This is a genomic window from Halobacteriovorax sp. XZX-3, from assembly GCF_043196495.1.
Taxonomy (GTDB): Bacteria; Bdellovibrionota; Bacteriovoracia; order Bacteriovoracales; family Bacteriovoracaceae; genus Halobacteriovorax_A.
In genome coordinates, this window is the sequence record NZ_JBEBMO010000002.1 from 895965 (window position 1) to 921784 (window position 25820).

Annotated in this window: 34 protein-coding genes and 1 tRNA gene; 24 read left to right on the forward strand and 11 right to left on the reverse strand. The window is 35.3% G+C overall.

The genetic code is table 11. The annotated features are described in order from the left end of the window. Nucleotides 1-14 precede the first annotated feature (14 nt). The 5 genes from ABMA70_RS14835 to ABMA70_RS14855 all read left to right on the forward strand — a co-directional run bounded on the left by ABMA70_RS14835 (nt 15) and on the right by ABMA70_RS14855 (nt 2777). Nucleotides 15-90: transfer RNA gene (locus tag ABMA70_RS14835), tRNA-Phe, on the forward strand. Nucleotides 91-284: 194 nt separating this feature from the next. Next, nucleotides 285-1187, forward strand: coding sequence for a hypothetical protein (locus ABMA70_RS14840; RefSeq protein ID WP_392992462.1), 903 nt, complete (start codon nt 285-287; stop codon nt 1185-1187). Between the two features lie 124 nt (nt 1188-1311). Then, a complete protein-coding gene (locus tag ABMA70_RS14845) occupies nt 1312-1896 on the forward strand; it encodes a GrpB family protein (protein ID WP_392992460.1) in 585 nt (194 codons plus the stop codon). Continuing rightward, nucleotides 1874-2290 carry a hypothetical protein gene (locus ABMA70_RS14850; RefSeq protein WP_392992458.1) on the forward strand — a complete coding sequence of 139 codons (417 nt, stop codon included), beginning with the start codon at nt 1874-1876 and terminating at the stop codon, nt 2288-2290. The genes ABMA70_RS14845 and ABMA70_RS14850 overlap by 23 nt, the downstream gene beginning before the upstream one ends. A 1-nt stretch (nt 2291) precedes the next feature. Continuing rightward, nucleotides 2292-2777 (forward strand): GrpB family protein, encoded by a 486-nt coding sequence (locus tag ABMA70_RS14855; RefSeq protein WP_103219094.1) that lies wholly within the window; start codon nt 2292-2294, stop codon nt 2775-2777. Between the two features lie 87 nt (nt 2778-2864). On the opposite strand, the gene ABMA70_RS14860 is transcribed toward ABMA70_RS14855, so the two are convergent. Both ABMA70_RS14860 and ABMA70_RS14865 read right to left on the reverse strand, forming a co-directional pair. Then, the gene (locus ABMA70_RS14860; protein ID WP_392992456.1) at nt 2865-4856 is read right to left on the reverse strand and encodes a DEAD/DEAH box helicase; all 1992 of its coding nucleotides are present in this window, start codon (nt 4854-4856) and stop codon (nt 2865-2867) included. A gap of 69 nt (nt 4857-4925) precedes the next feature. Beyond that, nucleotides 4926-5636, reverse strand: a complete 711-nt coding sequence (locus ABMA70_RS14865) for a helix-turn-helix transcriptional regulator (RefSeq protein ID WP_392992455.1) — start codon at nt 5634-5636, stop codon at nt 4926-4928. Nucleotides 5637-5698: 62 nt separating this feature from the next. Between ABMA70_RS14865 and ABMA70_RS14870 the strand changes: the two genes are divergently transcribed. The 6 genes from ABMA70_RS14870 to ABMA70_RS14895 all read left to right on the forward strand — a co-directional run bounded on the left by ABMA70_RS14870 (nt 5699) and on the right by ABMA70_RS14895 (nt 9578). Further along, nucleotides 5699-6064, forward strand: a complete 366-nt coding sequence (locus ABMA70_RS14870; RefSeq protein WP_392992453.1) for a VOC family protein — start codon at nt 5699-5701, stop codon at nt 6062-6064. Between the two features lie 179 nt (nt 6065-6243). After that, the gene (locus tag ABMA70_RS14875) at nt 6244-6963 is read left to right on the forward strand and encodes a hypothetical protein (RefSeq protein WP_392992451.1); all 720 of its coding nucleotides are present in this window, start codon (nt 6244-6246) and stop codon (nt 6961-6963) included. 33 nt (nt 6964-6996) lie between these two features. Next, nucleotides 6997-7434 carry an N-acetyltransferase gene (locus ABMA70_RS14880; protein ID WP_103219097.1) on the forward strand — a complete coding sequence of 146 codons (438 nt, stop codon included), beginning with the start codon at nt 6997-6999 and terminating at the stop codon, nt 7432-7434. 11 nt (nt 7435-7445) lie between these two features. Continuing rightward, entirely contained in the window at nt 7446-8471 is a 1026-nt protein-coding gene (locus tag ABMA70_RS14885) for a lipoate--protein ligase (RefSeq protein ID WP_392992449.1), read from the forward strand. Between the two features lie 21 nt (nt 8472-8492). Further along, the gene (locus ABMA70_RS14890) at nt 8493-9332 is read left to right on the forward strand and encodes an alpha/beta fold hydrolase (RefSeq protein WP_392992447.1); all 840 of its coding nucleotides are present in this window, start codon (nt 8493-8495) and stop codon (nt 9330-9332) included. A gap of 3 nt (nt 9333-9335) precedes the next feature. Continuing rightward, nucleotides 9336-9578: a hypothetical protein gene (locus tag ABMA70_RS14895; RefSeq protein ID WP_392992445.1), complete on the forward strand. Its 243-nt coding sequence runs from the start codon at nt 9336-9338 to the stop codon at nt 9576-9578. Nucleotides 9579-9616: 38 nt separating this feature from the next. On the opposite strand, the gene ABMA70_RS14900 is transcribed toward ABMA70_RS14895, so the two are convergent. After that, complete coding sequence (locus ABMA70_RS14900; RefSeq protein ID WP_392992443.1) at nt 9617-10099, reverse strand: hypothetical protein; 483 nt, start codon at nt 10097-10099, stop codon at nt 9617-9619. A 174-nt stretch (nt 10100-10273) separates the two neighbouring features. Here ABMA70_RS14900 and ABMA70_RS14905 point away from each other — a divergent pair, with 174 nt between their 5' ends. Then, nucleotides 10274-10720, forward strand: a complete 447-nt coding sequence (locus ABMA70_RS14905) for an N-acetyltransferase (protein ID WP_103219102.1) — start codon at nt 10274-10276, stop codon at nt 10718-10720. 86 nt (nt 10721-10806) lie between these two features. Beyond that, nucleotides 10807-11487 (forward strand): peroxiredoxin-like family protein, encoded by a 681-nt coding sequence (locus ABMA70_RS14910; RefSeq protein ID WP_103219103.1) that lies wholly within the window; start codon nt 10807-10809, stop codon nt 11485-11487. A gap of 9 nt (nt 11488-11496) precedes the next feature. On the opposite strand, the gene ABMA70_RS14915 is transcribed toward ABMA70_RS14910, so the two are convergent. Continuing rightward, complete coding sequence (locus tag ABMA70_RS14915) at nt 11497-12276, reverse strand: hypothetical protein (protein WP_392992440.1); 780 nt, start codon at nt 12274-12276, stop codon at nt 11497-11499. A gap of 129 nt (nt 12277-12405) precedes the next feature. On the opposite strand from ABMA70_RS14915, the gene ABMA70_RS14920 reads away from it, so the two are divergent. The 5 genes from ABMA70_RS14920 (at nt 12406) to ABMA70_RS14940 (ending at nt 15007) form a co-directional block, all read left to right on the forward strand. Next, entirely contained in the window at nt 12406-12777 is a 372-nt protein-coding gene (locus tag ABMA70_RS14920) for a tRNA-binding protein (protein ID WP_392992438.1), read from the forward strand. A 17-nt stretch (nt 12778-12794) separates the two neighbouring features. Continuing rightward, nucleotides 12795-13202: a GFA family protein gene (locus ABMA70_RS14925; RefSeq protein WP_392992436.1), complete on the forward strand. Its 408-nt coding sequence runs from the start codon at nt 12795-12797 to the stop codon at nt 13200-13202. Nucleotides 13203-13315: 113 nt separating this feature from the next. After that, nucleotides 13316-13651: a hypothetical protein gene (locus ABMA70_RS14930; RefSeq protein WP_392992434.1), complete on the forward strand. Its 336-nt coding sequence runs from the start codon at nt 13316-13318 to the stop codon at nt 13649-13651. A gap of 13 nt (nt 13652-13664) precedes the next feature. Next, nucleotides 13665-14285 (forward strand): DUF6151 family protein, encoded by a 621-nt coding sequence (locus tag ABMA70_RS14935; RefSeq protein WP_392992432.1) that lies wholly within the window; start codon nt 13665-13667, stop codon nt 14283-14285. After that, nucleotides 14285-15007 carry a phosphatase PAP2 family protein gene (locus ABMA70_RS14940; protein WP_392992430.1) on the forward strand — a complete coding sequence of 241 codons (723 nt, stop codon included), beginning with the start codon at nt 14285-14287 and terminating at the stop codon, nt 15005-15007. The genes ABMA70_RS14935 and ABMA70_RS14940 overlap by 1 nt, the downstream gene beginning before the upstream one ends. A gap of 55 nt (nt 15008-15062) precedes the next feature. Here the strand turns inward: ABMA70_RS14940 and ABMA70_RS14945 are convergent, their stop codons facing one another. Then, complete coding sequence (locus ABMA70_RS14945) at nt 15063-15809, reverse strand: endonuclease I family protein (protein ID WP_392992428.1); 747 nt, start codon at nt 15807-15809, stop codon at nt 15063-15065. Nucleotides 15810-16052: 243 nt separating this feature from the next. Here ABMA70_RS14945 and ABMA70_RS14950 point away from each other — a divergent pair, with 243 nt between their 5' ends. The 3 genes from ABMA70_RS14950 (at nt 16053) to ABMA70_RS14960 (ending at nt 18825) form a co-directional block, all read left to right on the forward strand. Next, nucleotides 16053-16376 carry a hypothetical protein gene (locus ABMA70_RS14950; RefSeq protein ID WP_392992426.1) on the forward strand — a complete coding sequence of 108 codons (324 nt, stop codon included), beginning with the start codon at nt 16053-16055 and terminating at the stop codon, nt 16374-16376. 79 nt (nt 16377-16455) lie between these two features. After that, nucleotides 16456-18432, forward strand: a complete 1977-nt coding sequence (locus tag ABMA70_RS14955; protein WP_392992424.1) for an ATP-binding protein — start codon at nt 16456-16458, stop codon at nt 18430-18432. Nucleotides 18433-18591: 159 nt separating this feature from the next. Further along, complete coding sequence (locus ABMA70_RS14960) at nt 18592-18825, forward strand: hypothetical protein (RefSeq protein WP_103219114.1); 234 nt, start codon at nt 18592-18594, stop codon at nt 18823-18825. 30 nt (nt 18826-18855) lie between these two features. On the opposite strand, the gene ABMA70_RS14965 is transcribed toward ABMA70_RS14960, so the two are convergent. Beyond that, nucleotides 18856-19149 (reverse strand): hypothetical protein, encoded by a 294-nt coding sequence (locus ABMA70_RS14965; RefSeq protein WP_392992422.1) that lies wholly within the window; start codon nt 19147-19149, stop codon nt 18856-18858. A gap of 102 nt (nt 19150-19251) precedes the next feature. Continuing rightward, entirely contained in the window at nt 19252-19596 is a 345-nt protein-coding gene (locus ABMA70_RS14970) for a hypothetical protein (protein WP_103219116.1), read from the reverse strand. 149 nt (nt 19597-19745) lie between these two features. Here ABMA70_RS14970 and ABMA70_RS14975 point away from each other — a divergent pair, with 149 nt between their 5' ends. The 3 genes from ABMA70_RS14975 to ABMA70_RS14985 all read left to right on the forward strand — a co-directional run bounded on the left by ABMA70_RS14975 (nt 19746) and on the right by ABMA70_RS14985 (nt 22455). Next, on the forward strand, nt 19746-20204 hold the full coding sequence (locus ABMA70_RS14975; RefSeq protein WP_103219117.1) for a VOC family protein: 459 nt from the start codon (nt 19746-19748) through the stop codon (nt 20202-20204). A 47-nt stretch (nt 20205-20251) separates the two neighbouring features. After that, nucleotides 20252-21466, forward strand: coding sequence for a chloride channel protein (locus tag ABMA70_RS14980; RefSeq protein WP_392992420.1), 1215 nt, complete (start codon nt 20252-20254; stop codon nt 21464-21466). A 119-nt stretch (nt 21467-21585) separates the two neighbouring features. After that, nucleotides 21586-22455: a hypothetical protein gene (locus tag ABMA70_RS14985; protein ID WP_103219119.1), complete on the forward strand. Its 870-nt coding sequence runs from the start codon at nt 21586-21588 to the stop codon at nt 22453-22455. Between the two features lie 58 nt (nt 22456-22513). On the opposite strand, the gene ABMA70_RS14990 is transcribed toward ABMA70_RS14985, so the two are convergent. From ABMA70_RS14990 to ABMA70_RS15005, 4 genes are all read right to left on the reverse strand, one after another. Beyond that, on the reverse strand, nt 22514-23815 hold the full coding sequence (locus ABMA70_RS14990; protein ID WP_392992418.1) for an ectonucleotide pyrophosphatase/phosphodiesterase: 1302 nt from the start codon (nt 23813-23815) through the stop codon (nt 22514-22516). Between the two features lie 70 nt (nt 23816-23885). Continuing rightward, nucleotides 23886-24068 (reverse strand): hypothetical protein, encoded by a 183-nt coding sequence (locus ABMA70_RS14995; protein ID WP_146037917.1) that lies wholly within the window; start codon nt 24066-24068, stop codon nt 23886-23888. A gap of 96 nt (nt 24069-24164) precedes the next feature. Continuing rightward, nucleotides 24165-25154, reverse strand: a complete 990-nt coding sequence (locus tag ABMA70_RS15000; protein WP_392992417.1) for a YceI family protein — start codon at nt 25152-25154, stop codon at nt 24165-24167. Beyond that, nucleotides 25135-25791: an inorganic pyrophosphatase gene (locus ABMA70_RS15005; protein WP_392992415.1), complete on the reverse strand. Its 657-nt coding sequence runs from the start codon at nt 25789-25791 to the stop codon at nt 25135-25137. The genes ABMA70_RS15000 and ABMA70_RS15005 overlap by 20 nt, the downstream gene beginning before the upstream one ends. Nucleotides 25792-25820 lie beyond the last annotated feature (29 nt).

Consider the following 25820-nt stretch of genomic DNA (forward strand, 5'->3'; position numbering starts at 1 on the left):
ACCAAATCATTTATGCCCTGATAGCTCAGTTGGTAGAGCAAAGGACTGAAAATCCTTGTGTCCGTGGTTCGAATCCGCGTCGGGGCACCATAAAAAAGCTACTTCTTTGAGGTAGCTTTTTTTTTGCCTTCTTTCCACCTTATCGTACTAAAGTAAGTTCATGCAAAAAGTTTTTACTATTTTTGAGAGCAAGATGCGTTCCAGGTGCTTTTCCTTTACGCAAGGTCAACGAAAAAGCACCTGGAGCAATTACTGAACAAGGTTTCTAAATGTATACTTTAACTGTGGTTAAAGTATTTTTTTTAAAAGGGATTTATGAAGTTATGGATAATCAAAATAAATGGAGAATAGAGTTCGCTAAAGAAATAGTTTCTGAAGTGTCGAATGAAGAAGATCTTGAAGCTATCTTTATCGGAGGTTCAGTCTCTCGTGGGGTTGCTGATAAATATTCAGATTTAGAAATCTGTTTTGTTTGGAAGAATAAGATAAGTGATGAAAAGAGGAAGTCTCTTATTTCTCAAATGAATGGAGAGAACTTTACAGAGTTTAAGGCTTGGAAAGATCAAGATGTTGTTGAAGACAATATTTATATTAACGGATTTCAAGTTGATGTTTGGCATAACACAGTTGAAGGAAATCAAAGAGATATTGATGATGTCCTAAAAAACTTGAGTACAAATCTATCGAAGCTTAATTTCTTATATACAATACAACACAGTATTCCACTTCTTGATAGTCCAACACTTGAAGCTTGGAAGACTTCTATTACCAATTACCCTGAGGAGTTAGGCCTAAAGTTAACAAAAGAGCACCTTTCTGTTTTTGGGAGTGGTAATTATCATATTCATATTGAGAGAAAGGATTGGGCGATTTTTTATGGACTGATTTCTGGTTATCAAAAACGAATATTCCTCGCTCTTCTAGGAATTAATAAGATGTACTATCCAACCTATAAAAGAATGGATAAGGCCTTTAGTGAGATGGAGGCTATTCCTGAAAGGATAAATGAAGCATTTGAGAAGATGTATCAAAGTTCTCCTTATGAAGCGTGGGAAGAGCTGAGCCGTTTAATGAAGGAAACTGCCCTCCTTGGAGAAAAGGTCTATGGGGAGATTAACGCTTCGCAAATCATCGAAAGAATTAGTTCAAAGAGAGATGTTCAAGAGAAGAAGCCTAATTTAAGTTAGTTATACGGCAATTTCGAGTATCGCAGTTCGATAATCGCCCACGTCGGGGCACCATAAAAAAGCTACTTCTTTGAAGTAGCTTTTTTTTTGCCTATTTTTCACCTTATCGTACTAAAATAAGTTCATGCAAAAAGTTTTTACCGTTTTTGAAGAGCACGGCCTGGGCCTGGAAAGGGATAACAAAGTTCGTCTTGTAGATCATAATAATAAATGGCGTGATGTCTTCAAGTTTGAATCTAATCGAATCGTTGAATCATTAAATATTAATTCGTTAAAATTGCACCACTGCGGAAGCACTGCAATTCCAAATATTGTCGCAAAACCAATACTTGATATCGTTGGTGAGATTTCTTGTTTAGAAGAGTTAGATAAAAAGAAAGATTTACTTGAGAAGCTCGGTTACGAATATAAAGGTGAATATGGGATCGAAGGTAGGAGATATTCTGTTCTCTATAACTTCGAAAAGACAAAAGGCTTTTGTCATCTTCACATCTTTGAATCAGGTAGTAAGGAACTTAAAGACCATATTATTTTTAAAGATTATCTTATTTCCAATCCAAGTGCAGCATTGAGATATGAAGAGCTTAAAAAATCTTTGGATATACCAAGAAGTGAATACTCAAATGCAAAAACAGAGATTATCTCAGAGCTATTAGAAGAGGCATATAAAGAAAGGAGTTCACTTTATGAGGACAAAAGAATTATATAACCCATTGGTGGGTTTTCTTATTGGCGAGTGGGATAATATTAGCTTTGAAATTTCAAATGGAAAAGAAGTCAAAAGAGAAGTTTATCCTGAAACGATGGTTGGTAAGAGTGAGCATGTCATTACTATCACGGCGCATGGGTTTAGAGACGGAAAAGATTTAACTAAGGATATGTGCCTAGAAGTTAAAGGTGAAAAAGTTATCATGTCACAAGGGCCTTTCAGAGCAGAGGGGATTGTTAAGGGGAATGTATATTATCTAGAGGGGAAGCATGAGGAGATGATTTTTAAGTTTAGGCTTTATACTATGGGAGATAAGTATGTTTTTCATAGGGAAACATGGAAAAATGGAAATATTCAACAAATGGATATGTCTTATCTTGTAAGAAAGAAGTAGTATGAAATTTTATGAAGCACAAGACTATCAAGATAAAGTGAATGAAATTTTTAAGGACTTAGAGTCTGAGCTATCTCAACATCTTGTTAATGTTCGAATCATTCATATTGGAGCATCATCAATCCCTGGTGCTGTCTCAAAAGGAGACTTAGATGTTTTTGTTGGCGTGGATAAGAAAGACTTCGAATCAAGTTTAGTAACAATTAAGAACCTTGGCTACGTTGAGAAAGAGGGCACTTTAAGAACTCCTCAGCTTTGCATGCTGATTACAGAAAAATATAATCATGATGTAGCAATCCAGTTAGTGGAGAATGGAAGTGAATTTGAAGACTTTTTGAAATTTAAAAAATTATTGTCTACCAAACCTTCTCTCGTTGAAGAGTATAATGAGCTCAAACGAAGTTCTTCTCATCTTAATGAAGATGAATATAGAAGCAAAAAATCGAAATGGGTTGAAAGTCTATTGAAAAGCCTCATGATGGAATAAAAAGAATCAAAGGCCCTATTTATAGAATATGCATTCCAGGTGCTCTTCCTTTACGTACGGCAAGTGAAAAGTACCTGGAACAAAAGATTAGGCCAATGTTATTTTAATCTTCTTCATTCGGCCTTCACCAATTGAGACTGTTTTAACTTCTTTATGCTTATCAAGGTGTTGATGAACAAGTCTGCGATCTGATGCGTTTAATGCTTTTAGTGTTACTGGCTCGCGAGAGTCTAGAACTTTAGCTGTCTCACGCTCAACCATCTTAATAAGACTGTCTTCCTGACTCTTTACACCCTTACACTTGAAATTTAGTCTAACTTCTCTAGGAACTTCAACACTGTTGTAAAGGTGAAGTCTTGTCAGGTGCTCAAGAGCTTGGAGTAGTTCATTATTATCTCTTGTTAACATTTTCTCATCTGCTCCAGAAAAGAAGATCTTAATATCCTTTCCATTAAATGAGAACTTTGCAAATAGCTTCAAGTTTGCCTTTTTAATAAGATTAATTAGAAATGGCATCACGATTTTTTTATACGTTGGCCTAAGGCTATAAGTGAACTTTGTAAGCCTCTTTCCAAATAAGAAGAACTTCTTGCGTCCCTGTGTCGATTCATCAAGGCTTAGTTGTGAATCATACTTTATCTTAAAGAATGCAAGAGCGGCTGCCTTCGCACTTTCTTGAGAGTCTGCTTGAATCGTAAACGTTGGTGTATTTGGTTTCTTTTCTATTTTCTTAATCGGTTTTGTAACTGGCCTAACAGCTACTTCAGTTGTCTTCTTATCTCTTTCTGAAGTTTTCTTCTTAGCATTATTTTGGGCCTTCTTGCGCTGAGGTTTCTTGCGCTGATCTTTTTGCTCTTGTGTTAATGGTTTGCCAGTTGTTCTATCGACAACTTTAAAAGTTTTGCGGTCAATGAATGGCTTTTTTGAAAGATTTTTCGATATATCTTCTGGGCCAACGTCTAACTTTGGAATTTTATCACCAATAAAATCTTGGATAGGGTCTAGGTATTCACAGTCATCAAATGAACAAAAGCTTATTGCTTCTCCTTCGCAGCCTGCACGACCTGTTCGACCAATTCGGTGAACATAATTTGCGGCATCTTGTGGAAGATCGTAATTGATAACAAGATTAACATCTTTTATGTCGAGACCTCTTGCTGCAACATCTGTACAAACAAGGATTGTCGTCTCTTTCGATTTAAAGTCTTTGATAAGCTTTGTTCTCTTAACTTGAGAAAGGCCACCTGAAATTGCCTTTGCTTTGAAATCCATTGCGATCAGCCATTCAGCAACTAAGTGTGTTTGAAATTTAGTATTACAGAAGACTAGGGCGTATGCATCTTCGTGATTTCGTATGAGGTTGACAAGAAGTCCCATCTTCTCATTTTCATTAATCATCGCTAGCTTATGATCGATGTGATCAACAACCATATTGTCTTCATTTAGCTTGATCTCAATTGGAGTTGAGTTGAACTTGTAGGCCGTATTTAGAACTGCCATATTAGTCGTGGCCGATACCATGATTAATTGTCTATCATCTGGCATTTGGCCAAGTGTGTATTCAATATCTCTTTGGAAGCCCATGTCAAATAATCGATCAGCTTCATCAAATACGATTCCGTAAGTGCGATCAATGAGGACGGCCTTTTGCTTAAGTAGGTCTACTAAACGTCCTGGGGTTGCAATAATGATATGAGCACCCTTCTTTATTTGCTCTTTTTGCTTTTCGAGGCTTTCACCACCAATAACGCAAACTGTTTTAATTCCAGAGTCACTACCTAGATCTTTAAAGACCTTTGCAGTTTGTTGCGCTAGCTCTCTTGTCGGAGAAAGGACAACGTAATGAACCTCATCAACTTCCACGAGGTCATCATGAATGATATGTTCGATGATCGGGATTGCAAATGACGCAGTCTTTCCAGAGCCTGTTTCAGCAAGAGCAAGTATGTCTTTACCTTCTAAAATTGGATCTATTGTTAGTTCTTGGATGGCGCTTGCTGTTGTGAATCCACATTTTTTGATGGATTCAAGGAGGCCTGCGCTTAAATTAAAGTCTTCAAATGGTATATTATTTGTCATAGCAATCAATATACGTTAAACGACGCACTAATCTAAGTAATTTCTTAAATTTAATTGTATTTACTGCGTTTAAGTGCTTGTTTTTGTCTTTTTTAGTTCACTTAGTACAATAGAATGCCATTGCTTAAACAGGACTTCTTGTTTTACAGGGTACTTCTTATCACTAAGATACATGCTTTCAATTCTGTTGGTTTCAAAATATGAGAATTTATTTTCTTTGGGATTCCAGGCCACAAGAGTTCTACTTTTCGAGAAGTATCCTATGCTAATAGGCCATACAGTAAAGGTTTTTATTTTATTCTGTTTTTTTAGAGAGTAATTAATTCTAATAATTTCTCCATTTTTTATTGCTTCTCTAAACTCAGAGAGATCTTCGTTCATAAGCTCTTTTGAAGGTGGTGGCCCGACTCTAAGATAGTTATAATTGGATTCTTTTGTCATTGATTTAGGAAGAACTTCAGAGACCTTGGAGAGAACTGTTTTGCATGGAGAAACTAGTGATATGTCACCAAAAGTTTTTACCCAGTGAAGTCCTAGCATTAAGACTTCAATTTCATCTTGAGTGAACATAAGTGGAGGCAGAAAATAACCTGGTTTTAGGATATAACCAACACCTGCTTCACCTTCAATTCTGGCCCCTTGTTGTTTTAGGGTTTCAATATCTCTATATAAAGTTCTTATGCTGATATCTAATTCATCAGCAAGTCTTGATCCAGTTACGGGATATTGGTTTTGCCTTAAGACTTGCATCAAAGTTAATAATCGTTCAGTTCTTGTCATGAAAAGTCTCCTGCCATTTTTTGACAGTAGCATGTGATAAAGTAGAAAAAAAGGAGATATGTATGATTTCGCCAAATTTGATAATACTTTACGTCGATGACCCTCTTAAAAGTAGTGAGTTTTATCGAGTATTATTAGGCCAGGAACCTGTTGGATTTCCAAGTTACCAATGTTTTGAACTTGAGAATGGCCTGAATTTAGGTCTCTGGTCAACAAAGGCAAAGAACTTTGTATCAGGGGGAGAAGGGCATAGAACAGAACTAGCTTTCCAAGTAGAATCAGAAGATAAAGTGAGGGAGCTTTATGAGCAATGGAAATCCAATGACGTTAAAATCGAGCAAGAGCTTGAGGTAGCAGTTTTCGGTTTAACATTTGTGGCCGTTGACCCTGATGGTCATCGAATTAGAGTCAATTTATCAGATAGTTAAATACTTGTTTATAGGCTAGGGATGCAATAATTAATATCGTCTGGGCTACCATTAAAAGCCGAAGTTTACCGACTTCGGTTTTCCCCTTTTTATACTGTCGTATTTCAAACTTTATAACACCTATTCGTTATTTAAAATTTGTATTCTCCTGAGTCTTTGTTTTATAACTATAATTACTTATGAAAAAAATTCTCTTTTTAGGACTTGGACATTTAGGACAGCACTTTCTTTCCCAAAATAAAATACACGAAGTTATTGGGACAAGAAGAAAGTCAGATGAATTAGAAACTAACCTCATCGAATTCTCTTTAGGTGAGAGCTGGAAAGCTTCAAAGGACTTTGATGTTATTATCATTTCATTTCCACCTGTCGAAGAATACTCTCTTAAACTTCAAAAACTATTAGATGATTTAGGGCCTTTAAATAAAGTTATTTTTATTAGTTCGACTTCGGTTTTCGGCACAGGCCAGATAAATGAAGATAGTATGAAAGTTGGTCATACAAGAAATGCTAAAGAGCTTATTGAGTGCGAAAAATTGATATCACAGTTGGATGATTATGTAATTGTCAGGCCAGGTGGCCTTATTGATAGTAAACGCCATCCAAAATTCTTTTCTCAGAAAATGACAAAGCTATCAAAGTCACAAACTAATGTTAATCTAGTTCACACAAGTGATGTTGCTGCATTTTTACACTACGCAATTGGTCACAATATTAGTAATGAAGATTTTAATCTGGTTTGCGATGATCATCCTACTAAAGAGGAATTCTATCGTAGCTTTAATTCGACGATATCTTTTGATTCAGAAAATTCAGAACTTCGAATAATTGATAATTCTAAGAGTAAAAATACTGGTTTTACTTATCAGTATAGTAATCTTTTTTGGTCTAAACTATAATAATTAAAATTTTTTAGATATAGTGAGGCCACAATGAATATTAGAACGCCTAGTCTGTCAGACGTAGATAAGTTATTTCAAATCGAATTAGAAAACTATGGTGAGCAAGAGGCGACTGAGAAAGAAACTTTTCAGGCCCTAGTTGAATTTCCAGAAGACTATATCGGCTATGAGCTTAAGGTACTAGTAGATGCAGAGGTAATCGGATTTTATTGTACCGTGGAAGAGGACGGAAATATCGAGCTAGTTGATATTGCAGTCTCAAAAGATTTTCAAGGAAGGGGTCATGGCTCAACGTTACTTGAAGAATGTTTAAAAAATCATGCTCAAATGCCTTTATCTTTGACTGTTAGAGAAGATAATTATTCGGCAATTGCTTTATATAAGAAATTTGGTTTTAAACAAACTGAAATCGAGAAAGATTACTACGATGATTGTAATGGCCTGCGATTTGAGAAAACAGATTTATAAATAGGAATAATATGAGTAAGAAAGTAAAAATTTTTGTAGCTGAACAATATGATCCATATTTTAATCTCGCCACAGAGAATTGGATTTTTAACGATATGGACACGGATTCTCATGTTCTCTTTCTTTGGCAAAATGATGAGACTGTAGTTATCGGTAAGCACCAAAATCCGTGGACAGAGTGTATTACAAGTAAGATGGAAGAAGACGGGGTGAAACTTGCTAGACGCCAAAGTGGCGGCGGGGCCGTATTCCATGATTTGGGAAATACTAATTTCACTTTCATGTCATCTAAAGAATCATACGATAAAGACGCCAATAATAAGATCATTACAAATGCTTTAAAAACGTTTGGGGTTGAAGCCTTTGCTAATGGAAGAAATGATATTGAAGTTAAAGTTGCACAAGAAGAAGGATCAAGAAAAATTTCTGGTTCGGCCTTTAAAGTAAAAAGAGATCGAAGCTTTCATCATGGAACACTTCTAATTAATGCTGATCTTAGTAAACTTGCTAACTACTTAAACCCTAATAAGAAGAAATTAGAGTCAAAGGGGATCAAGTCTGCTCGTGCACGTGTGATCAATCTTGCTGAGCTTAATTCTGAAATCAATCATGAGAGTCTCTCAAGTGCGATTATTGAAGAGTTTTGTCGTTTCTACGATGCTCAGGGCCAAGTAGAGGTTTTAAACTATGACTTCCTTAAGTCTGTTCCTAAAGTTAATGAATACTATGAGGAATTAAAGGATTGGAATTGGCTTTACGGGAAAACGCCGAAGTTTAATCATCAATTTGATGAACGCTTTGACTGGGGTGGTGTTGAAGTTCATATAAATTCAAATAAAGGAATAATGGAAGAGGTGACAATCTTTAGTGACTGCTTACACCCACCTTTAATTGAGTCTTTTGCTGAAAAACTAAAAGGCATTGCTTATGATGTTAATGCTGTTCAAGATACCTTGAATAAACTTAAAGAGGACTTTCAAGATCATCATAGTGAAGTGGATGATTTTTCTAACTGGCTTGTCACAAATATCAGATAAATTAGAATGGAGTATTAATAATTGAAAGACATATATATTTTAAAAGATAATTTAAAGACATGCTTTAGGGTAAGTGGAGCAGAATCTGGGAAACCTGTCCTTTATATAAATGGTGCAGGGATGAGTGGTAGTTTAAATTTCTATCAAGAAGACCTTATAAATAATAATATCAAGCTTTATTCGATTGATAGGCCTGGCTTTGGTCAGTCGGACTTCAATGAAGATAAGTCTTTTTCTAGTATCACTGAATCAGTAGAATTGTTATTAAGAGAGCTTAAGTTAGATCAGATTGACGCTATCGCATTCTCTCAAGGTGCGCCTTTTTTGTACCATATGTGCTTGCATGGGATTGTTAAAAAGGCCGTCATAGTTTCTGGTCAAGATGATCTACATTATAAAAGTACTTATGAGTTACTTGATGAGAATACAAAAGGTTTTGTTAACTCTGTAAGTAGTGGCCAATTAACATGCGATGAATTTCAAAAAACTTTCAATCTGGATGGTTTTATAGAGTTCGTTATTGGAACATCTTCTGAAGTCGATAAGAAGGTCTATACGCAAGATTCATATAAGAAGATGTATCGTGAATGTCTTCAAGAAGGGATTGGAAGCTCATTTAAATCCTACTTTCAAGACTTATCTATGTGCTTATCTCCTTGGGGCTTCAATCTTGAAGAAGTTACAACAGACGTATTTCATCTATATGGGAAACATGATTATAGCCCAGTTCATTCACCAGATTTTGGAGAGACTCTTACTCAAAGAAATTCTAATTTTACAGCTGAAGTAATTGATAGTGTTGGTGGAGCCTTGATTTGGACTCATGGCAGTTATATCTTGAAAAGGTTATGCTACAATTAGGCCATGAAATATCTCATTACGTTAGCGACACTTATTCTTAGTCTAAGTTGCCAATCGAATTCTGAAGAATACTACGATCAGTACATAAAAAAGTGCAATGGTAATAGTTGCTGTGAAAGCTCTATACGAAATGCCAAGGCCTCTGAATCTATCATTCTTGAAGATGGAAAAAGTTGTCCTGATGGATATCGTGTTGAGATGCAAAAGTGTATTGGTAGCAAACGTTGGTGTGTCGAAAAAAAATGAAGAATAAAAAGGGCCAACTTAATTGGCCCTATATATTCTTAGTAAGCAAGAATTAGTGATTCAACAGGATCAATACATGACTCGAGAATAGTCATATAAAGATATTCTTGTTTGTCATTATCGTATTCAGCAAGAGTTTCATTATTGAGTCCGTACATAGTACATGAGATATTTACAAATGCTCTGCCTTGTTTAACGAGTTGGAAATTTTCAAATTTAAGTGATGAGTTTAAATGACGATAATCTTTAGTTTTTCCATCGAGTGCTTTTAGAAGATCTGCATCAAATGAATCAGCTGAATCTTTCCAAGTATAGGCCTCGTATGAAATTGTACACTGATCTCCGCTACAGTTCATCCCTTGCGTATACCAATTTATATCGCCACCACAGTATGTATCCATACAAATATTATCCATGTATTCATTGATATCTTTTGATTCTGATTTAGATAGAAAATCAGACTGAGCTGATACAGCTGTTGATAGTGAAATTAAAACTAGAAAAGATAAAAGACCTTTCATTTATTACTCCCTGCGAAATTTTGTTTTTTGTTTAAATAACCAAAGTGACATGATGTGCAAAGGTACTAGATAATATTTACTTACAAGGGCCTAGAGGGTTTTGATTGTAAAGTATTGAAATTTAACAATCTAAATGTGTACGTTTTAAAATTTTATGATATATTCTGCGTCCTTATGAATCATTATGAGTATAAAGAATATTCGCAAATCTCTGATGAGGTCTTCGAAATCGTTTCCCAGACGAATTCTCAGATCTTTAGTACGCCGTATTGTGTCGACAGAATGTACTCAAAAACAAAAGACTGCACTAAGTTTCTTGCTCAATTTTACTTTGATGGAAGTCAGCCAATCGCCTTTAAAGTTGGCTATGATTGTGGTGATTATTTCTACAGCTGGGTAGGTGGTGTTGTGCCATTTTATCGTGGTCAAAAATTAGCGACAAAGTTGATGGAGAGGCAACATGAGTGGGCCAAAGAACAAGGCTTCACAAAGGTTCGTACTCACACTGATGCTCGCTATCCTGAAATGATTGAACTCAATGAAAAATTTGGTTTTAAGTTAATTGATACTAGAATCAAAGAAAATCATATCGAACAGCTAATTCTAGAAAAAAACTTATAGTCATACTTAGAATTTACAAAAATCTAACATTCAAATCCCAGACTAAGGATATTATTTTTTAAATTTATTTTTAAAAAAGGATATCAATGAAATTTATATCAATCTTAAGTGCACTTATACTTACTCTTTCATCTTTTGCAGAAACTTCTCTTCAAGATCGACTTAACGAAAGAAAAGAGAAGGCCAATAAAAAGCGCTCTGTTGAAGTAACTAAGGTTATGGATGAAGCCCTTAAACATCTTAAAGATTCTGGAATTGTCGAAGAGAGTGTGAAAAAAGGCACTAAAGTTCCGAGTTTTAAAATTGGTGGGAAAGATATTAGTGAATATTATAAGGATGGAAATATCATTGTAAGCTTCTACCGTGGAAGTTGGTGTCCATACTGCATGATTCAACTCAAAGAGTATCAAAAGTATTATGAAGAAATTCAAAATAAAGGTGCAAAACTTATTGTTCTAGCACCAGATACCAAGAAGGAAATTGCTAAAACTAAAAGAAATCATAAATTAAATTTTCCAATTTATTCGGATGTCGATAATAAGATTGCAAAAAAATTTGGATTAGCTTTTAAACTCGAAGAAAGTTTGAAGGCCGTTTATTCAAAGTTCGGGATCGATATTGAGAAAAATCAAGGTAATGATAAATTTGAGCTACCTTTGCCTGGTACTTATATCATTAATAAGGAAGGACAGATCATTTATGCTTTTGCAGATGCTGATTATACGAAAAGGGCCGATCCCAAAGATTTATTACAATATTTAAAATAGAACTTACTCTTAATAGAATGGGTCTTTGATATAAGTTTCTAAGACTCTTTTCTTTCTAAGTTTTGTTGCATCACTATCTGGTAAATACTCTAGTAGACTAAGAATATTTGTAATTCCTGTAAGCGTTTTTGTGACACCATTCATAACTCTATCTCTGCCAGTAGAGACACCATACCTTTGACGATAAAAGAAATAGCGATCTTTTAAGAGTTGCGACTGACCAAGTTCAGTGGCTGATGTTGTTAGGTTGAATTTAAAGACAGCATTAAATTTTGTTAGCTTTTGAAGTTTCAAATCTTTTTGATCTATATTCTTTAGTGATTTTCTTAGCACTTTAGCAATATAGGCCCTCAAGAATCTCGAACCAACTGAAATTTTAGTTCGCTTCTCCTCATATTGTGCGTTCTTATCCAGATAGAATGTGACTTGAAAATGTCCTTGGGCCTCAATTTCAACGAGTTCTTCTGGGTACGTTAAGTTTTGTTCAATTTTTGAAAATATTTGATTTGCTTTTGCTATTCCAATATTCGAGTTCGTTGAAATCTTGGCATCGTCTATGTTTAGGTGTTTTGGATTAATGGAGAAGTCTGAAAGCTTTAATCCCTTTGCTCTATAGTTTTTTGAGAAATTCTTTTGTATAGAGCTCTTTTTTTGTTTTAAGGATTTTACTTTCATTTTGATTGGTTCTCTTTGTGTAATTTTTTTGATTTGATCATTCTTTGAATATGAAAAGAGCAAGAGAGTATGAAGTAAGAAAGAGATGATTAAGCTTAATTTAAATTTTTTCATTACATCTATTGTATTTTTCAAATGAAAATTCTGTGGTTAGTACCTTGTCAATTTTGTGTGAATTTTAATTATTTGGTGACCACTTATTTTTCTTGTATAATTTAAAAAGTAATAAAAGAAAGGATACTTATGCATTTGGATTTTGAGCCGAGCGCGCCGGCGCTTACTGATATAGATTTTAGTAAATTTTTAGAAGTTGATATGAGAATAGGGGAGATTCTTGAGATTGAAGATTTTCCAGAAGCAAGAAAGCCTAGCTATAAACTCAAAATTGATTTTGGCCCAGGTGTAGGTGTTAAAAAATCAAGTGCTCAAATTACTGTCCACTATAAGAAGGAAGAGCTGATTGGAAAGAAGGTCTTGGCCGTTGTTAATTTTCCTCCAAGGCAAATTGGAAAGTTCATGTCGGAAGTTCTCGTTATGGGATTCTCTGATTCAAATAACGATATTGTCCTATTTAAGCTGGATAAAGATGTGCCAAATGGAGCACGTCTACATTAGTCCAAGGGAGAGTTTAAATGAGTAATTTACATAAAGGTTCATGCTTATGTGGCACCATTGAATTTGAAGCGGAAGGGGCTTTTGATAATTTCTTTCTATGCCATTGTAAGTACTGTCAAAAAGATACGGGATCTGCACATGCTGCAAATCTTTTTGCAGGTAATATGAAGTTTAACTGGCTTAGTGGGGAAGATAATATTCAATCTTATCAATTACCTGAAACGAGACACTCTAAATCTTTTTGTAAGACTTGTGGTTCGGCCGTTCCAGGAGTTTTTAGCGAAGGGAAGCTCATTGTTATTCCTGCTGGTTGTTTAGATACTCCATTCAATAAAAAGCCAACCGCACATATTTTCATGAAGAGTAAGGCTGACTGGGATAATAGTTTAGAGAATATTGATAAGTTAGAGGGACTTCCTAGCTAAATCTTTTTATTTCTTGCAATCTTTGCCATAACGTTTCATGAGTTCATATAATTAAGTCCTACTAACAAAAGGGATGATATATGCGATGCGCATTTTTGCTGATGATTTGCTTAATGAATTTTTCGTATGCTTCTAATACTAGAAGTAAAAGTATTGATGGCCTGTTATGTGCGGTTGAGTCAGCAACTTACTATAAAAGGATCCTCGAATCTCAAAATATAGAAGTGGATAAATATAGACATTGTAGTGTCTCTTGTATTGTTGGTATCGAATGTGGTGTTAGCTCTTCTGCTGTCATTGGTGTTGCAAAAGAGATTTATGATCTCTTTGGTGGTGGCCATGCTGAATGGGCAGATCTTTTGGCCAATATACATGGGCTTCATTTAAGTCAACGAGCTGATATTCAAAATTTTGAAGATTGCTCTGCCTCTTGTAAACGCATTTACTAAAAGGATAAGAAAGGTGGGTAGGAAATTAATTTCTCTAAAGTGTGAGTGTGGCTCAGTTGAAGGTGAGTTAACAATAAATAAAAGCTTAAATAATCATGTCGTTTGCTGTTGTGATGACTGCCAGACGTATGCACAGTATTTAGGTCGAAAAGATCTTCTTGATAAGTTTAATGGTACGGAACTTTTTCAAACTGCGCCTCGCTATATAAAAATCACGAAAGGCCAAGAACATCTTTCGTGTTTAAGGTTATCTCCAAAAGGCCTCTACCGCTGGTATGCAGGATGTTGTAATTTTCCAATTGTTAATACTCTAGGTGCAAAAATTCCATTTAATGGACTTGTTTGTGCATTTGTTACAGGCGATAAGTCAGCGTTAGGGGATATCCAGTCTTATAATATGATGAAGTTTTCTTCTTTCAAATCTAGTGAGTGGCCAAAAAATGGCTTCGAAAAATTTTCAAAACTTGCGGGACTTTTTATTTTAAAACTTCTTTCTTTGGGCACAATTCTTAGATTATCAAAGCCTAATTCTTTCTTTGATCTTGATTCTGGTCTGCCAAAAGTAGAACCACAGATACTATCAAAAGAAGAAAGAGATTATACAAGAAGTAAAATTCTACACATTGGTAAGTAATGAAGCTGAAACAAAAGTTAATGTTACTTATTTTGATATTAAGTTTTCAAAAAACTTACGCCAATGAATGTGGCAGCTTTCTTTCTGATTTTACGGCACCTATTTGTACGGATGCTAAGTACATCTTTTGGACCGGGACAGGGATTACGCTCGGACTTCGTTTGCTAAAAGAATATAAAGGAATTGATGAAATTCAAGAACGTGCTGCCCAGAAAAACCACCTTAAAGATCTTGGTCAATTTGGTGGAGATATTGGTTATGGTGTTCTGAATGGTGCCTATATTATTGGACAATATTTTTGGGGCGGAAGGCTTGGTAAAGAGCGTGCTTCACATATGTTACAAGCGACTGCCTACACAGTTGGAACAACAGTTGCTTTAAAGACTGCCGTTCATGAAACAAGACCTGGATATCCCGACGAAAATGACTCGTTTCCTTCTGGTCATGCTTCTGCTTCATTTGCATTTGCTTCTGTTGTAACTGCACAACATGGCTGGGGATGGGGTTCTGTAGCACACTTGGCCGCTATTTTTATCTCTTTTAGTCGCTTAAATGATAGTTGGCACTATCTACATGATGTTACTGCTGGAATGACTATAGGCTTAAGTTATGGATGGGGAATTTATTTTAATCATGTGGAGTATAATAAGCCTTACTGGTTAACTGTGCTTCCTACAGTGAAGCTCGATGGCCTTGCATTTAGTTTTTCACAAAGTTTTTAAAAATAAAAAAGGGCACTTAATAAGTGCCCTTGTTTTTTATCTATGTAAATTTATTCTAGAAGTCAGTAATTCTTGAAACTAAATCTGGAGCGTCGATAAAAGGATTTCTATTTCCTTGAATGTCTTCAATTCTATCATTTCTTACACGCTCATCTTCATCAACAGGATCTAGCTCATGCCATTGGCGAAGAGTTTCTTCCATTTCCGTGCTGATTTTACGGTCGTAACGAATAGAAAAGTAGAACATTGCTCTTGCAACATTACCTTTGTGGTAAGTTGGTGGCTCGTATGTATTTCCATCAAATTTAGATGCTGGACAGTAGTCTAGTCTTGAGTTCTTTGCGTCTACTTTTCCGAAGTTATAATTACCACGCGTACTATTTGCTCTGTTTTGAGAAGGGTATAGGTGGTGAAGATCACCTACTTGATATTTTGCCAGAGCACCACGATCAAATTTAGATTGTGGCCAAGTGTGCTCACAATTTACTACCTCGTGGTTAGGGATTGTACCCTTAGCGATTTTTCCAATTCTTGGAGTTGAGTTTGTATATACTTCGTCACAGTATACATCGCGAATATATAAGCTATTTGCATTGTCTCTTTCTAGGTGAAGATTTCCAAAAAGGTGCTTTCTTGCAACTTTATAAGAGTTCTTCGTGTGACCTTTTGTCGTAAGTCTTTCAAGTTCATAGCGAATACCATCAGAAGATCCTGAGCTTGCTAGGATTTCTTTGGCCTTTTCGAGGTTGCTTGATGAGTATGCGCATAAGCAAAGTGCGGATACAATTAAAAGTTTAAACATTCAATTCTCCAAGTGTTCATTATTGTGTGTGTATAAATGTTATAAGGTAGTAGTATTAAGTTGTCTAATATTTAAAATTAGTCATATCTAATAGCATTTTGTTTTTATGTAATATCCAGTGGTTTGCGAAGCGTCATGAAAAACTCTTATTCCAGCAATCGAATCTATTCATTTTTTTTATTAAATTGAATTAACTAAAGTCTTCTTACTCAAAATGATTTGGGTTGGATTAAGGAGAGTATTATGAAAAAGTTAATTTTAGGTCTTGCAGTGGTTCTGAGTTTTTCTAAAGCTGTTTACGCAGAGGTTGTTGTTATTCCACAAAGTTCGATAAATTTATATGTTGGTTCTTTCTCTAATATGGAAGCTGAATTGAAGGATAAGATTTTTGAAGCGGCGATTGAAAAGTGTGGAGACTTAGAAAATGCACGTATTGGAAAAACTGAAATTCAATTAACATTAGGTAATGTTTTCACATTTCCAGTTCAGTCAAAAGCTTTAGAGGGCTTAATTGAGGGCTCATACCCACAAGTAAGTGCTGTTACGAATATCTCTTGTCGTAGGTAAAGTTTGGTTAAAAATAATGGCGTATATCAGGTCATAATCTTAAGTTAAGTTCGCAGTAAACATAGACGATTTGTTTACTGTGAAACTTGGCCTGTCAAAAATCTCATTAACAATTCTTATCTTAGGAATCTCTTTCCTCGCTCTTTTGTATTACCAAAGAGAAGGTATCTTACAAGAAAAACATCGCGAAGAATTTAATAGCGGTGCCCAAGAGATAATTTCAAGTATACAGGCCAATCGTGTCATACGTGGAGAGGCCCTCGTCGGTATCTCACATTTCTTTGCTTCTTCTTTGAATGTAAATAAGTGGGAATTTAATAATTTTACAAAGTCGACTTTGAATAAATTAAATATAAAGGCCATTTGTTATAGCGGAGAAAACGGAACTACTTATGAAACTTTAAGGTCTAAGGGAAAGACTTGTGGCAAGTTTGGCAAGAATAATAAGGTGATTTTTGATACTGCAACATCCGATATTATCTTACAAGAATTTGTAAGCTCTGTTGATGGAACTAAGGGGAGGGCCTATATGATCTTTTCGTTCTCCTCTTTATTACCTTCAAATGTCAATCGAGGAGAGTTGTCAGATTATCGAGTGAATCTAGATGTCGGTTATGGTGAAGGTGATAAGAATTACAATTTTTATCGTCAAGAGGAGCCATTTGCTACAGATGGTAATACAAATTATTACTTAACTGTATCTAGTCCAAAAACTTTTTCAACACTTACGGTTTCATTTGATTACATTATTAACCTTGTTCTCTTTTTATTTATCATTATCCTAACTGTTTACATTATTGAAACAGGAAGAAAGCGAGAGTATCTGATTTCAAAAAAAGTAAAGAGACAGGAAGAAGCAATAAAGAAGCAGTATGAAGAATTAGGAAGACAAAAGAAGTTGGCAAGCCAAAATGAAAGGTTGGCCTCGATTGGAATTCTTGCTGCAGGAATTGGGCATGAAATAAATAATCCATTAACAATTATCATAGGACATTTAAAGTCTTTGAAAAAAAGAATTACTAATAGTCATAAAGAAGAAATTATTGAAAAGATTGAAAAGTCAGAGTCAGCTGCACTTCGAATAGAAAAAATTGTATCAGGTTTAAGAAAGTTTTCACGGCAGACTCAAGATGATGAGCCAACAGATTTTAGTGTGCAAAATGTTTTTAAAGATACTGTCTCAATGCTTAAAGATTTCTATGATAAAGATAATGTACATCTAAATCTCTATATGCATGTGAGTGATGAAGCATTGATAAAAGGTGAGAGAGGAAAGTTTCAACAAGTTTTAATCAATTTAATTTCAAATGCTCGAGATGCAGTTGAAGGGAAGGAAAATGGAAAGATCAATGTCATTGTAAAAGAAAATAATGATCGAATTATTTTTAAAGTCGAAGATAATGGCCATGGAATTAGTGAAGAAGAACGTGAGAGAGTATTTGATCTGTTTTATACCACCAAGGATGTTGGTAAAGGTACAGGAATGGGACTTTCCATTGCTCATGGATTTATTAAAGATGATTTTAACGGAAAGATTGCATTGAAAAGTGTTGTTGGTATTGGAACAGTATTTAAAGTTTCACTCCCGATACATTATGGAAGAGAAGAACTACCATCACAGGAGAATAAAGTGGTTAGTTTAAGTGATTTTAAGATGAAGTTTCGTGCAATTGTAGTTGATGATGAAGAAGGTATTAGAGATCTACTTCAGGAGATTCTACAGGATGCAGGAATTACTGTATCGCTAGCAGAAAATGGTAAGGTTGCTTATGAAATGTACCTCCAAAGGCCAGAGGACTATGACCTAATTATAACTGATATGAAAATGCCTGTTATGAGTGGCCCAAAATTAATTAAAAGTATCAGAAACAATAAACAATTAAAGCAGCCGAGAATTTTAATTTCAACAGGCTGTGTGAGTATAAATTTTGAAGGCGAAGATCGCGAAGTTGCTGAAATGGTTGACGGATTTTTGTATAAACCGTTCTCCGAAGAAGATATAGTTCAAGAAATCACAAAGGCCATGAATGTTGTTGTTGAAAAGAAGATCGCTTAGCAATTAAGAATGTAATAGTAAATTGTTTGGTTTTTGTTAAGTATGTCAAGTTTTGAATAAGTAATTGCCGGGCCCTTTCGCCCGTCGTAGAAGTGCATTAGAATAGAATGGTAGCAACGTTTAGGCGTTGATTCAGTTTAAGAAAATTAGGAGTGTAAGATGAAGCGTTTATTTATTCTTGCTATTTTCTTAACTTCGCCACTTTCTTTTGCAGCTAATGAGAGAAAAATTAACAGCTCTGAAACTTACAATGCGCCAAAGAGTAAAGTGAATGAATTAAGCAATTATGCAAATGGAAAAAAGAGAAGTCATCAAAGAAAGAACTACAAGAGAAGTTATGATGACATCCAGGATTACCGCGAGGTACTCCAATCAGAAACAAGAGAACGTTAAAAAAAAGGCTACATAAAGTAGCCTTTTTTATTATAGTAGTGATAGTTCAAAGCTTACGACATCGCATCTCTCGTCAATTACCGTCTCAAGCTTATATGCACCTGAGTAAGTATTGAAGTAAGCCGAATAAAGATCTAGTCCTTCTTCGTTTAGTCCGTCAAAAGAGATATTAGTTTGATATTCGTTATAAACTTCGTCGTAAGAAACTGCTAGCTCTTGAGCTAGGATATCCATTGACTGAAGTTCAGCTTCTAAGCGACATGAAGCGTATGTGCTTGATAATGCAATAATAGAAACAAGTACTAGTTGAATAAATGATTTCATAAGGGCTCCTCATATTGATTTAAAGAGCTTATATGAATTTTGTTTTGATAGGTCAATTAGCATTGAGTATATATGAAAAAATTAATCTAATCTTGTTATAAATTACGGATTCCCCATAATATCTTTTACCTGAGATTGGATATTCTTAAATTGCTTGGAGTTAAAATCAATATTTTGGGCAGCACTATCTACTGTTAGCTCTGTGTTTGTATTTGTCGTTTGCTGTGAGGCAAGCTTTCTTCCTAATTCACTTAGTTGATTCCATTCTTGATCTGGCATTGCTACCAGTTTTGACTTTGCTTGCTCGGCTTCATCTTTACCAATGATTCCTCTGGCAACCATTTGGTCAATCATTGAAACTGTTGCATTGCGATCTATTTGCTGAGCATAGACAAATGTCGATAGTTTAAGTGATAAAATAAGTATCAATGGCCTTAAATAATTCATATTTGTCTCTCTCTATTCATATACCAAATTCATGCAGAGATTATAAATGAGAAACAGATTTGACCAAAAACTAACGAAATTTTAGTACTTTATATAGATAAGTCTTGGTAAAGTAGACCAATATTTGACAACTAATTTTGGAGGTTAAAATGAAGTTTCTCCACACAATGGTTAGAGTAACTAGCCTAGACGAAAGTATGGACTTCTATTGTAATAAACTTGGACTTAAAGAGGTTCACCGTATCGAGAGTGAAGCGGGTCGATTTTCACTTGTCTATTTAAGTGCACCTGAAGATGAAGAAAAAGCATTAAAGGAGCAAGCTCCACTAATCGAGCTTACTTATAATTGGCCTGATGAAAATGGTAATACTGAAAAGTTACCTACGAGTAGTCGAAATTGGGGCCATTTAGCGTTTCGTGTTGATGACATTTATGAAACTTGTCAGAAACTAATGGATCAAGGGGTGACAATTAATCGTCCACCTAGAGATGGATATATGGCATTCTTAAAATCGCCAGATGATATCTCAATAGAGTTACTTCAAAAAGGTGAGCCATTGGCCCCATCTGCACCATGGAAAGATATGGAGAATATCGGATCTTGGTAAAATTCATATTAATGGACGCTGCTGTGTTTCTAACCTAGAATAGAAATATGGCAGCAGACATTGGTAATGATACCCGAAATATAAAATACTACTTTTCTTTTATCGCTCTTGGCGTCCTAACTGGAATTGCTTCGTCTGTCTTTTTACACCTTTTAAAAATCGTTACATCTTTAAGGTTTCGTTATAGCTACCTTATTTATTTTCTTCCAATTGCAATGGTTGCTGTAAATTTCTGTTATAAGAAATTTTCTCCAATAAGTGAGAAGGGAAATAATCTTATTATTGATGAAATTCACAATCCAAAAAGGGATATTCCCCTTATCATGATTCCCCTGATTTTATTTTCGACGCTACTCTCTCATCTATTTGGTGCAAGTGTTGGCCGAGAGGGAAGTGCTGTACAGATGGGGGGAGCAATTGGCAATTATCTGGCTAAATTATTCAATCATTCAAAAAGAAAGAGGGCGGTTCTTCTTATGGCCGGATGTGGGGCCGGGTTTGGCTCTGCTATTGGTGCTCCCTTTGCTGGAGCAATCTTTGGCATTGAGGCCATTTACTTAAATGCAAGAATAAAGTTATCGACTTTTCTTGAGTGCTTAATTGCTTCTTATATTGGCTTTTACACAACACATCTATTATATGCGCCACACTCAAATTATATTCGATTCACATATTTAGGTTTTTCATGGAATTTAATCTTCTATGCACTTATTGCTGGAGCTGCCTTTGGTCTAGTTGCAAGGATATTTGTTTTAACTGTTGAGAAATCAAAATTGAAAATTAAAACTTTGGGAAAACCTTTGCTAATTACATTTACGGGAAGTGTTGTTTTATTACTTTTCTACTTTGTAATTAATGACTTCTACAAGCAACGCTACACTGGACTAGGTATCGAAGTTATTCAGCAGGCATTAATAGAAGTTGTTTCAATAAAAGATTTTATTTTAAAATTCATACTCACGGCAATTTCTCTTGTTTCAGGAATTAAAGGAGGAGAGTTTACACCTCTTGTTTATATTGGAACGACAATGGGCTCTTGGATGTCATCGATTGTTGCGATCAATCCAAACTTTCTCGCTGCTCTTGGTTTCTGTGTTGTTTTTGGAAGTGCTTCAAATACACCTCTTGCTTGTATCGCTATGGGAGCTGAGATCTTTGGTTATGAATTATTGCCATATCTCTTTGTTGCGATGGCCGTAGGACAATTTGTCTCGGGTAAGAAGACAATTTACACATCTCAAATCGTTAAGAAGTTTAGATAGTTGACCAAAATACTTTCTAATTAAATCTGGCAAGTTAAATTTTTTTCTTCACAGACTGTTTTTTTAATTTCTATAATAACTTGTTTATATTTATTTATGTGCTTTCAGGGAGGAAAGAGATGAGAAAATCAACGCTATTGATTGCTCTTTTTGCTGCAATCTTTTCAATTCAATCTTATTCATGTGATATTCATGGAAAAACAGGAATCATGCCAGAGAACGATCTATACCGTGGTGTTGACGCACTAACAGGTAATGGAATGACTGAAGAGTTATTCAATATCATCATTGATCGTGCAAACGAAGTTTACGCTCCAGTTGTTGAAACTGAAGGTGCAACTTTAAAGTTTCACCGTAAATGGGAAGATGGAACAGTAAATGCTTACGCTAACCAAGGTGGCGGAGTATGGAATGTTCACATGTTTGGTGGTCTTGCTCGTCACGAGCTAGTATCTCCAGATGGATTTGCTCTTGTAGTATGTCACGAACTAGGTCACCACCTAGCTGGTGCTCCAAAAATCAAAAGATTTTGGGTTTCTTCATGGGCATCAAACGAAGGTCAGTCTGATTACTGGGCTTCACTTAAGTGTTTCAGAAGAATCTTCCAAGATGATGACAATGCTCGTATCGTATCAAAAATGGATATCGATCCAGAAGTTGAGTCAAAGTGTAATGCTGTTTGGTCTGATTCAAATGAAAATGCTCTATGTAAGAGAATGGCACAAGCTTCAAAAGGTCTAGCGACTCTTCTGAACTCTGGTCGTTCAGTATCTTTCACAACACCAGATATGTCTGTTGTTAGAAAAACTGATGACAAGCACCCAGCTGGTCAGTGTCGTCTAGATACTTACTTCCAAGGTGCTCTTTGTGACAAAGACCTAAATGATGACGTATCTAAAACAGATGCTCTTGCTGGTACTTGTAACAGAGTAGATAACTACGAAACAGGTATTAGACCACTATGTTGGTATAAGCCAAAAAATATGTAATTAAATTTTAAATTATATATAAAAAGAAAGGCAGGTTTTAAACCTGCCTTTTTTATTTCTATTGATTGATGACTTCTTGGATCGCTTCAATTTTACCATCAATTTGATAATGGTTATCAAGGCCTAGAAGCCTTAAGACAAGAGGGAAGATGTGAATATTCTCTTTTGAGTCTGCAATGTAATTCTTTTTAAAATCTGGCCCTTGAGCGTAGAAAATTCCATGCATCTGCTGATTTGTAAACTGATCCCAGCCATGTGAGCCCGCCGGTGTATCAAAGTCTGTTGCGGCAATCCACCAACCAGCATTAGCAATACAGGCAAATGTTCCAATACGAACATTATTTTTGAAATTGTATCGTGATGGAATTGAATCTTTATCATAGCACTTAAAGTTCTTTGCTTTTGCGTTTATTTGTTTAAGTGTTGCTTGAATATCTAAGACGATCTTTTGTTCTGTTTCTTTTTTATAGAATTGAACAATTGGTCCCTCTCCAAAAATTCGATAATCATCTTTTAACAGAGCTAGCGTTTCATCTTTTAAGATAATTTCCTTCTTGTTCTGATCAATATCTTCCATTCCATGATCTGAAACAATTATGATATTTAGATTTGGAACAAGTTTTGTTGCTGCTGTGATTAATTTCTCAAGAGAGGTGTCTACATTCTCAATGGCCTCTTTTACTTCTTTTGATTTTGTTCCGTAATGGTGGCCGGCAGAGTCCACATCTGGGAAGTAGAGAGTCATGAAGTATGGCCTTTCTTTAGTCGGTAGTTTCAGCCATTCTAGGATCTGTTTGATGCGATTTTCATGTGGCATTTTATGAATATAGTCATACCAATATGAAGGCCTTATTCCTGAAATATCAGCTTCAGATCCTGGCCAAAATAGAGTAGCAGTCTTTAGTCCTTGCTCTTCTGCAGCTGTCCAAATCGTAGGTGAAAGATAGAAGTTCTTATTTCTTACCGCTTTTCGATCTTTTAGAGAGTAGTTTAACTTTAGATCTGGAGCATAGAAATGATTTGCCACAATTCCATGATTCATCGGATAGCTACCTGTGGCAATCGAGAGATGATTTGGAAATGTTTTCGTCGGATAAGAAGGAATGAGACTTTTTAATTGGGTTCCTTCATTTGAAAATTTTGTTAAAAACTTTGGTTTATAGTTCTTTGTATAATCGTATCGATAACCATCAAGAGAAATAAGAAGTACAGGGTTAATATTTTGTAATTCTTCTTCAGAGGCCACATTCTGGCTTGATCTCTCAATATGATAACTATTCTTGTAAGTGGAGTCGTTCTTCGTACATGAGCTATACGAGAATAAGCTTATTATTGCTAACGGAGCTAGTAACTTCTTCATTGGTTAATCCCTTGTAAATCAATATTTACTTAGATTGTAAGGGATTAACCGTATTCTTGTATATTAGGAATTAATAACAGTTATAATCGTCATAATCGATGTCAGAGAACCTGAACTTCAATGTACGAATATGGTCTAGAGGGATATCGTATTCTTGACGAAATAATCCATCTATATCCTTTGTGAAAATAATTCCATCTACTACTCTGTATTCAACCGCTTCAATTGTCATAAATTCTATCTCCTTCTTCATGAAGAAATTTTAAGACAAGTGATTAAAGGTGAACAAGTAAAGATTTTCTTAAGAAATGCTCTAGAGCCCCGTTTCTTAAGGTTATCTTAAGGTTCGTTAACGCTTAAAAAGAGGGTGAGTTCCTACACCCGTGTATTCACTAGTGATGTAGATACATGCAACAATAAAAGATGTTACGATTATTGTTGATAGTAGGAGTGTAACATTTTCTGACATTCCTTTCTCTTCTAAATAATTAACTAGCTTGGCCTGTCCCCAGATACCAAAAACGATGGTTACAATAAATAGAATACCTGTTGAAACAAGTGTCAGGAGGATATTTGAAATTTCAGTATAGTCACTATCAGGAGCGACATTTGCTGTCGTGTTCTTTGTGATTTTTCCACTTGGAAGGATGAGAGGCCCTCCGGATGTCTGAGCATCCAGAGAGACTTCACGTTTTACTGATTCTGTTGGAAGGTAAAAGCGAGAAAAAGCCGGCTTATCATTTGATTGATAGGCTTCGATCGTAAAGTTGATGATAACTTCTTCACCAACAACAAGTCCGCCGTCAAAGTTTTTACTCCAGTTGATACCAAAGTCAAAACGATTGATCTTAAAGCTTCCTTCAAAGTAGATCCCTTCTTTATTAGTCCAAGGATCAGTACGCTTACCAAGATATTTTAAGCTAACAGGAACAGTCTTCGTTTTTTCTTTTACTGTTATCGCTAGCTTTGCATCGGCCTTGTTGTCTTTTAAAACAATGGCCTGAGCACTTTTAAATTTGATAATTGGAAAACTCTCAGCATTGAAGAATTCATTTTTCTTTAAGTGCTGATCTCTTTTCTTATCAAAAGTATTGATACTCTTAACGATGATCTCACCTTGAAGATCAGAGATCGTATTATCGTCTTTCTTAAAGTAAATTGTGTAATCGTCAAATTGACCTTCAACATCAGTCAAGGCCATGTACTTAACACTGAACTTTAATTTTGAATGTTCTTTATTAACAATATAAGAAGATCCAAGAGTATTAAGGGAAATTAGTAGGGCAAAAAAAAGGTGCCCAATAAGGCACCCTTTGTAATTATTTAACAAATTTTTCATTATAGTCTTCTACGCCGAGGTTGATAACTTTCATTGCTGTTTCAGCATTGTATGTTTCTGTAATTTCTACTTTAGCTTCACCATCTTTTACAGGGATTTCCTTGTAAGTTAGGAAGTAGTGCTTAAGTTCTGCAAGTACAGCTGCAGGAACTTGATCGATATCAGTGATGTGACCAAACATTGCATCGTCTTTTAATACAGCGATGATTTTATCATCAATTTCACCACCATCTAGCATTCTAAAACCACCAACAGGAATACAGTTAACTAGGATATCACCTTGAACAATATTCTTTTCCGCAAGTACACAAATATCGATTGGATCATGATCTCCAACAATTCCTGTGCGTCCTGTTTCTGCTTCAGCAAAGCTTGCTGATTTTGAGTCAGAGTAAGTGCGTGGGATTAATCCATATAATTGTGGAATAATATTTGAGAACTTCTGTGGACGATCTACCATTAGGTATCCACTTTCTTTATGAACTTCATATTTCACGCGGTCATTAGGAGTAATTTCGATATAAGCATTAAGAACTTTCTTATCTTCATTGTCCCAAGTCTTGATACCATGCCATGGATTTGGCCTAAACATTTTTCCATATTTCTCTAAGAAATCATTTAGCTCTGAGTTAGTCATTATTAATCCTTTTTGTGAATATTTTGGCA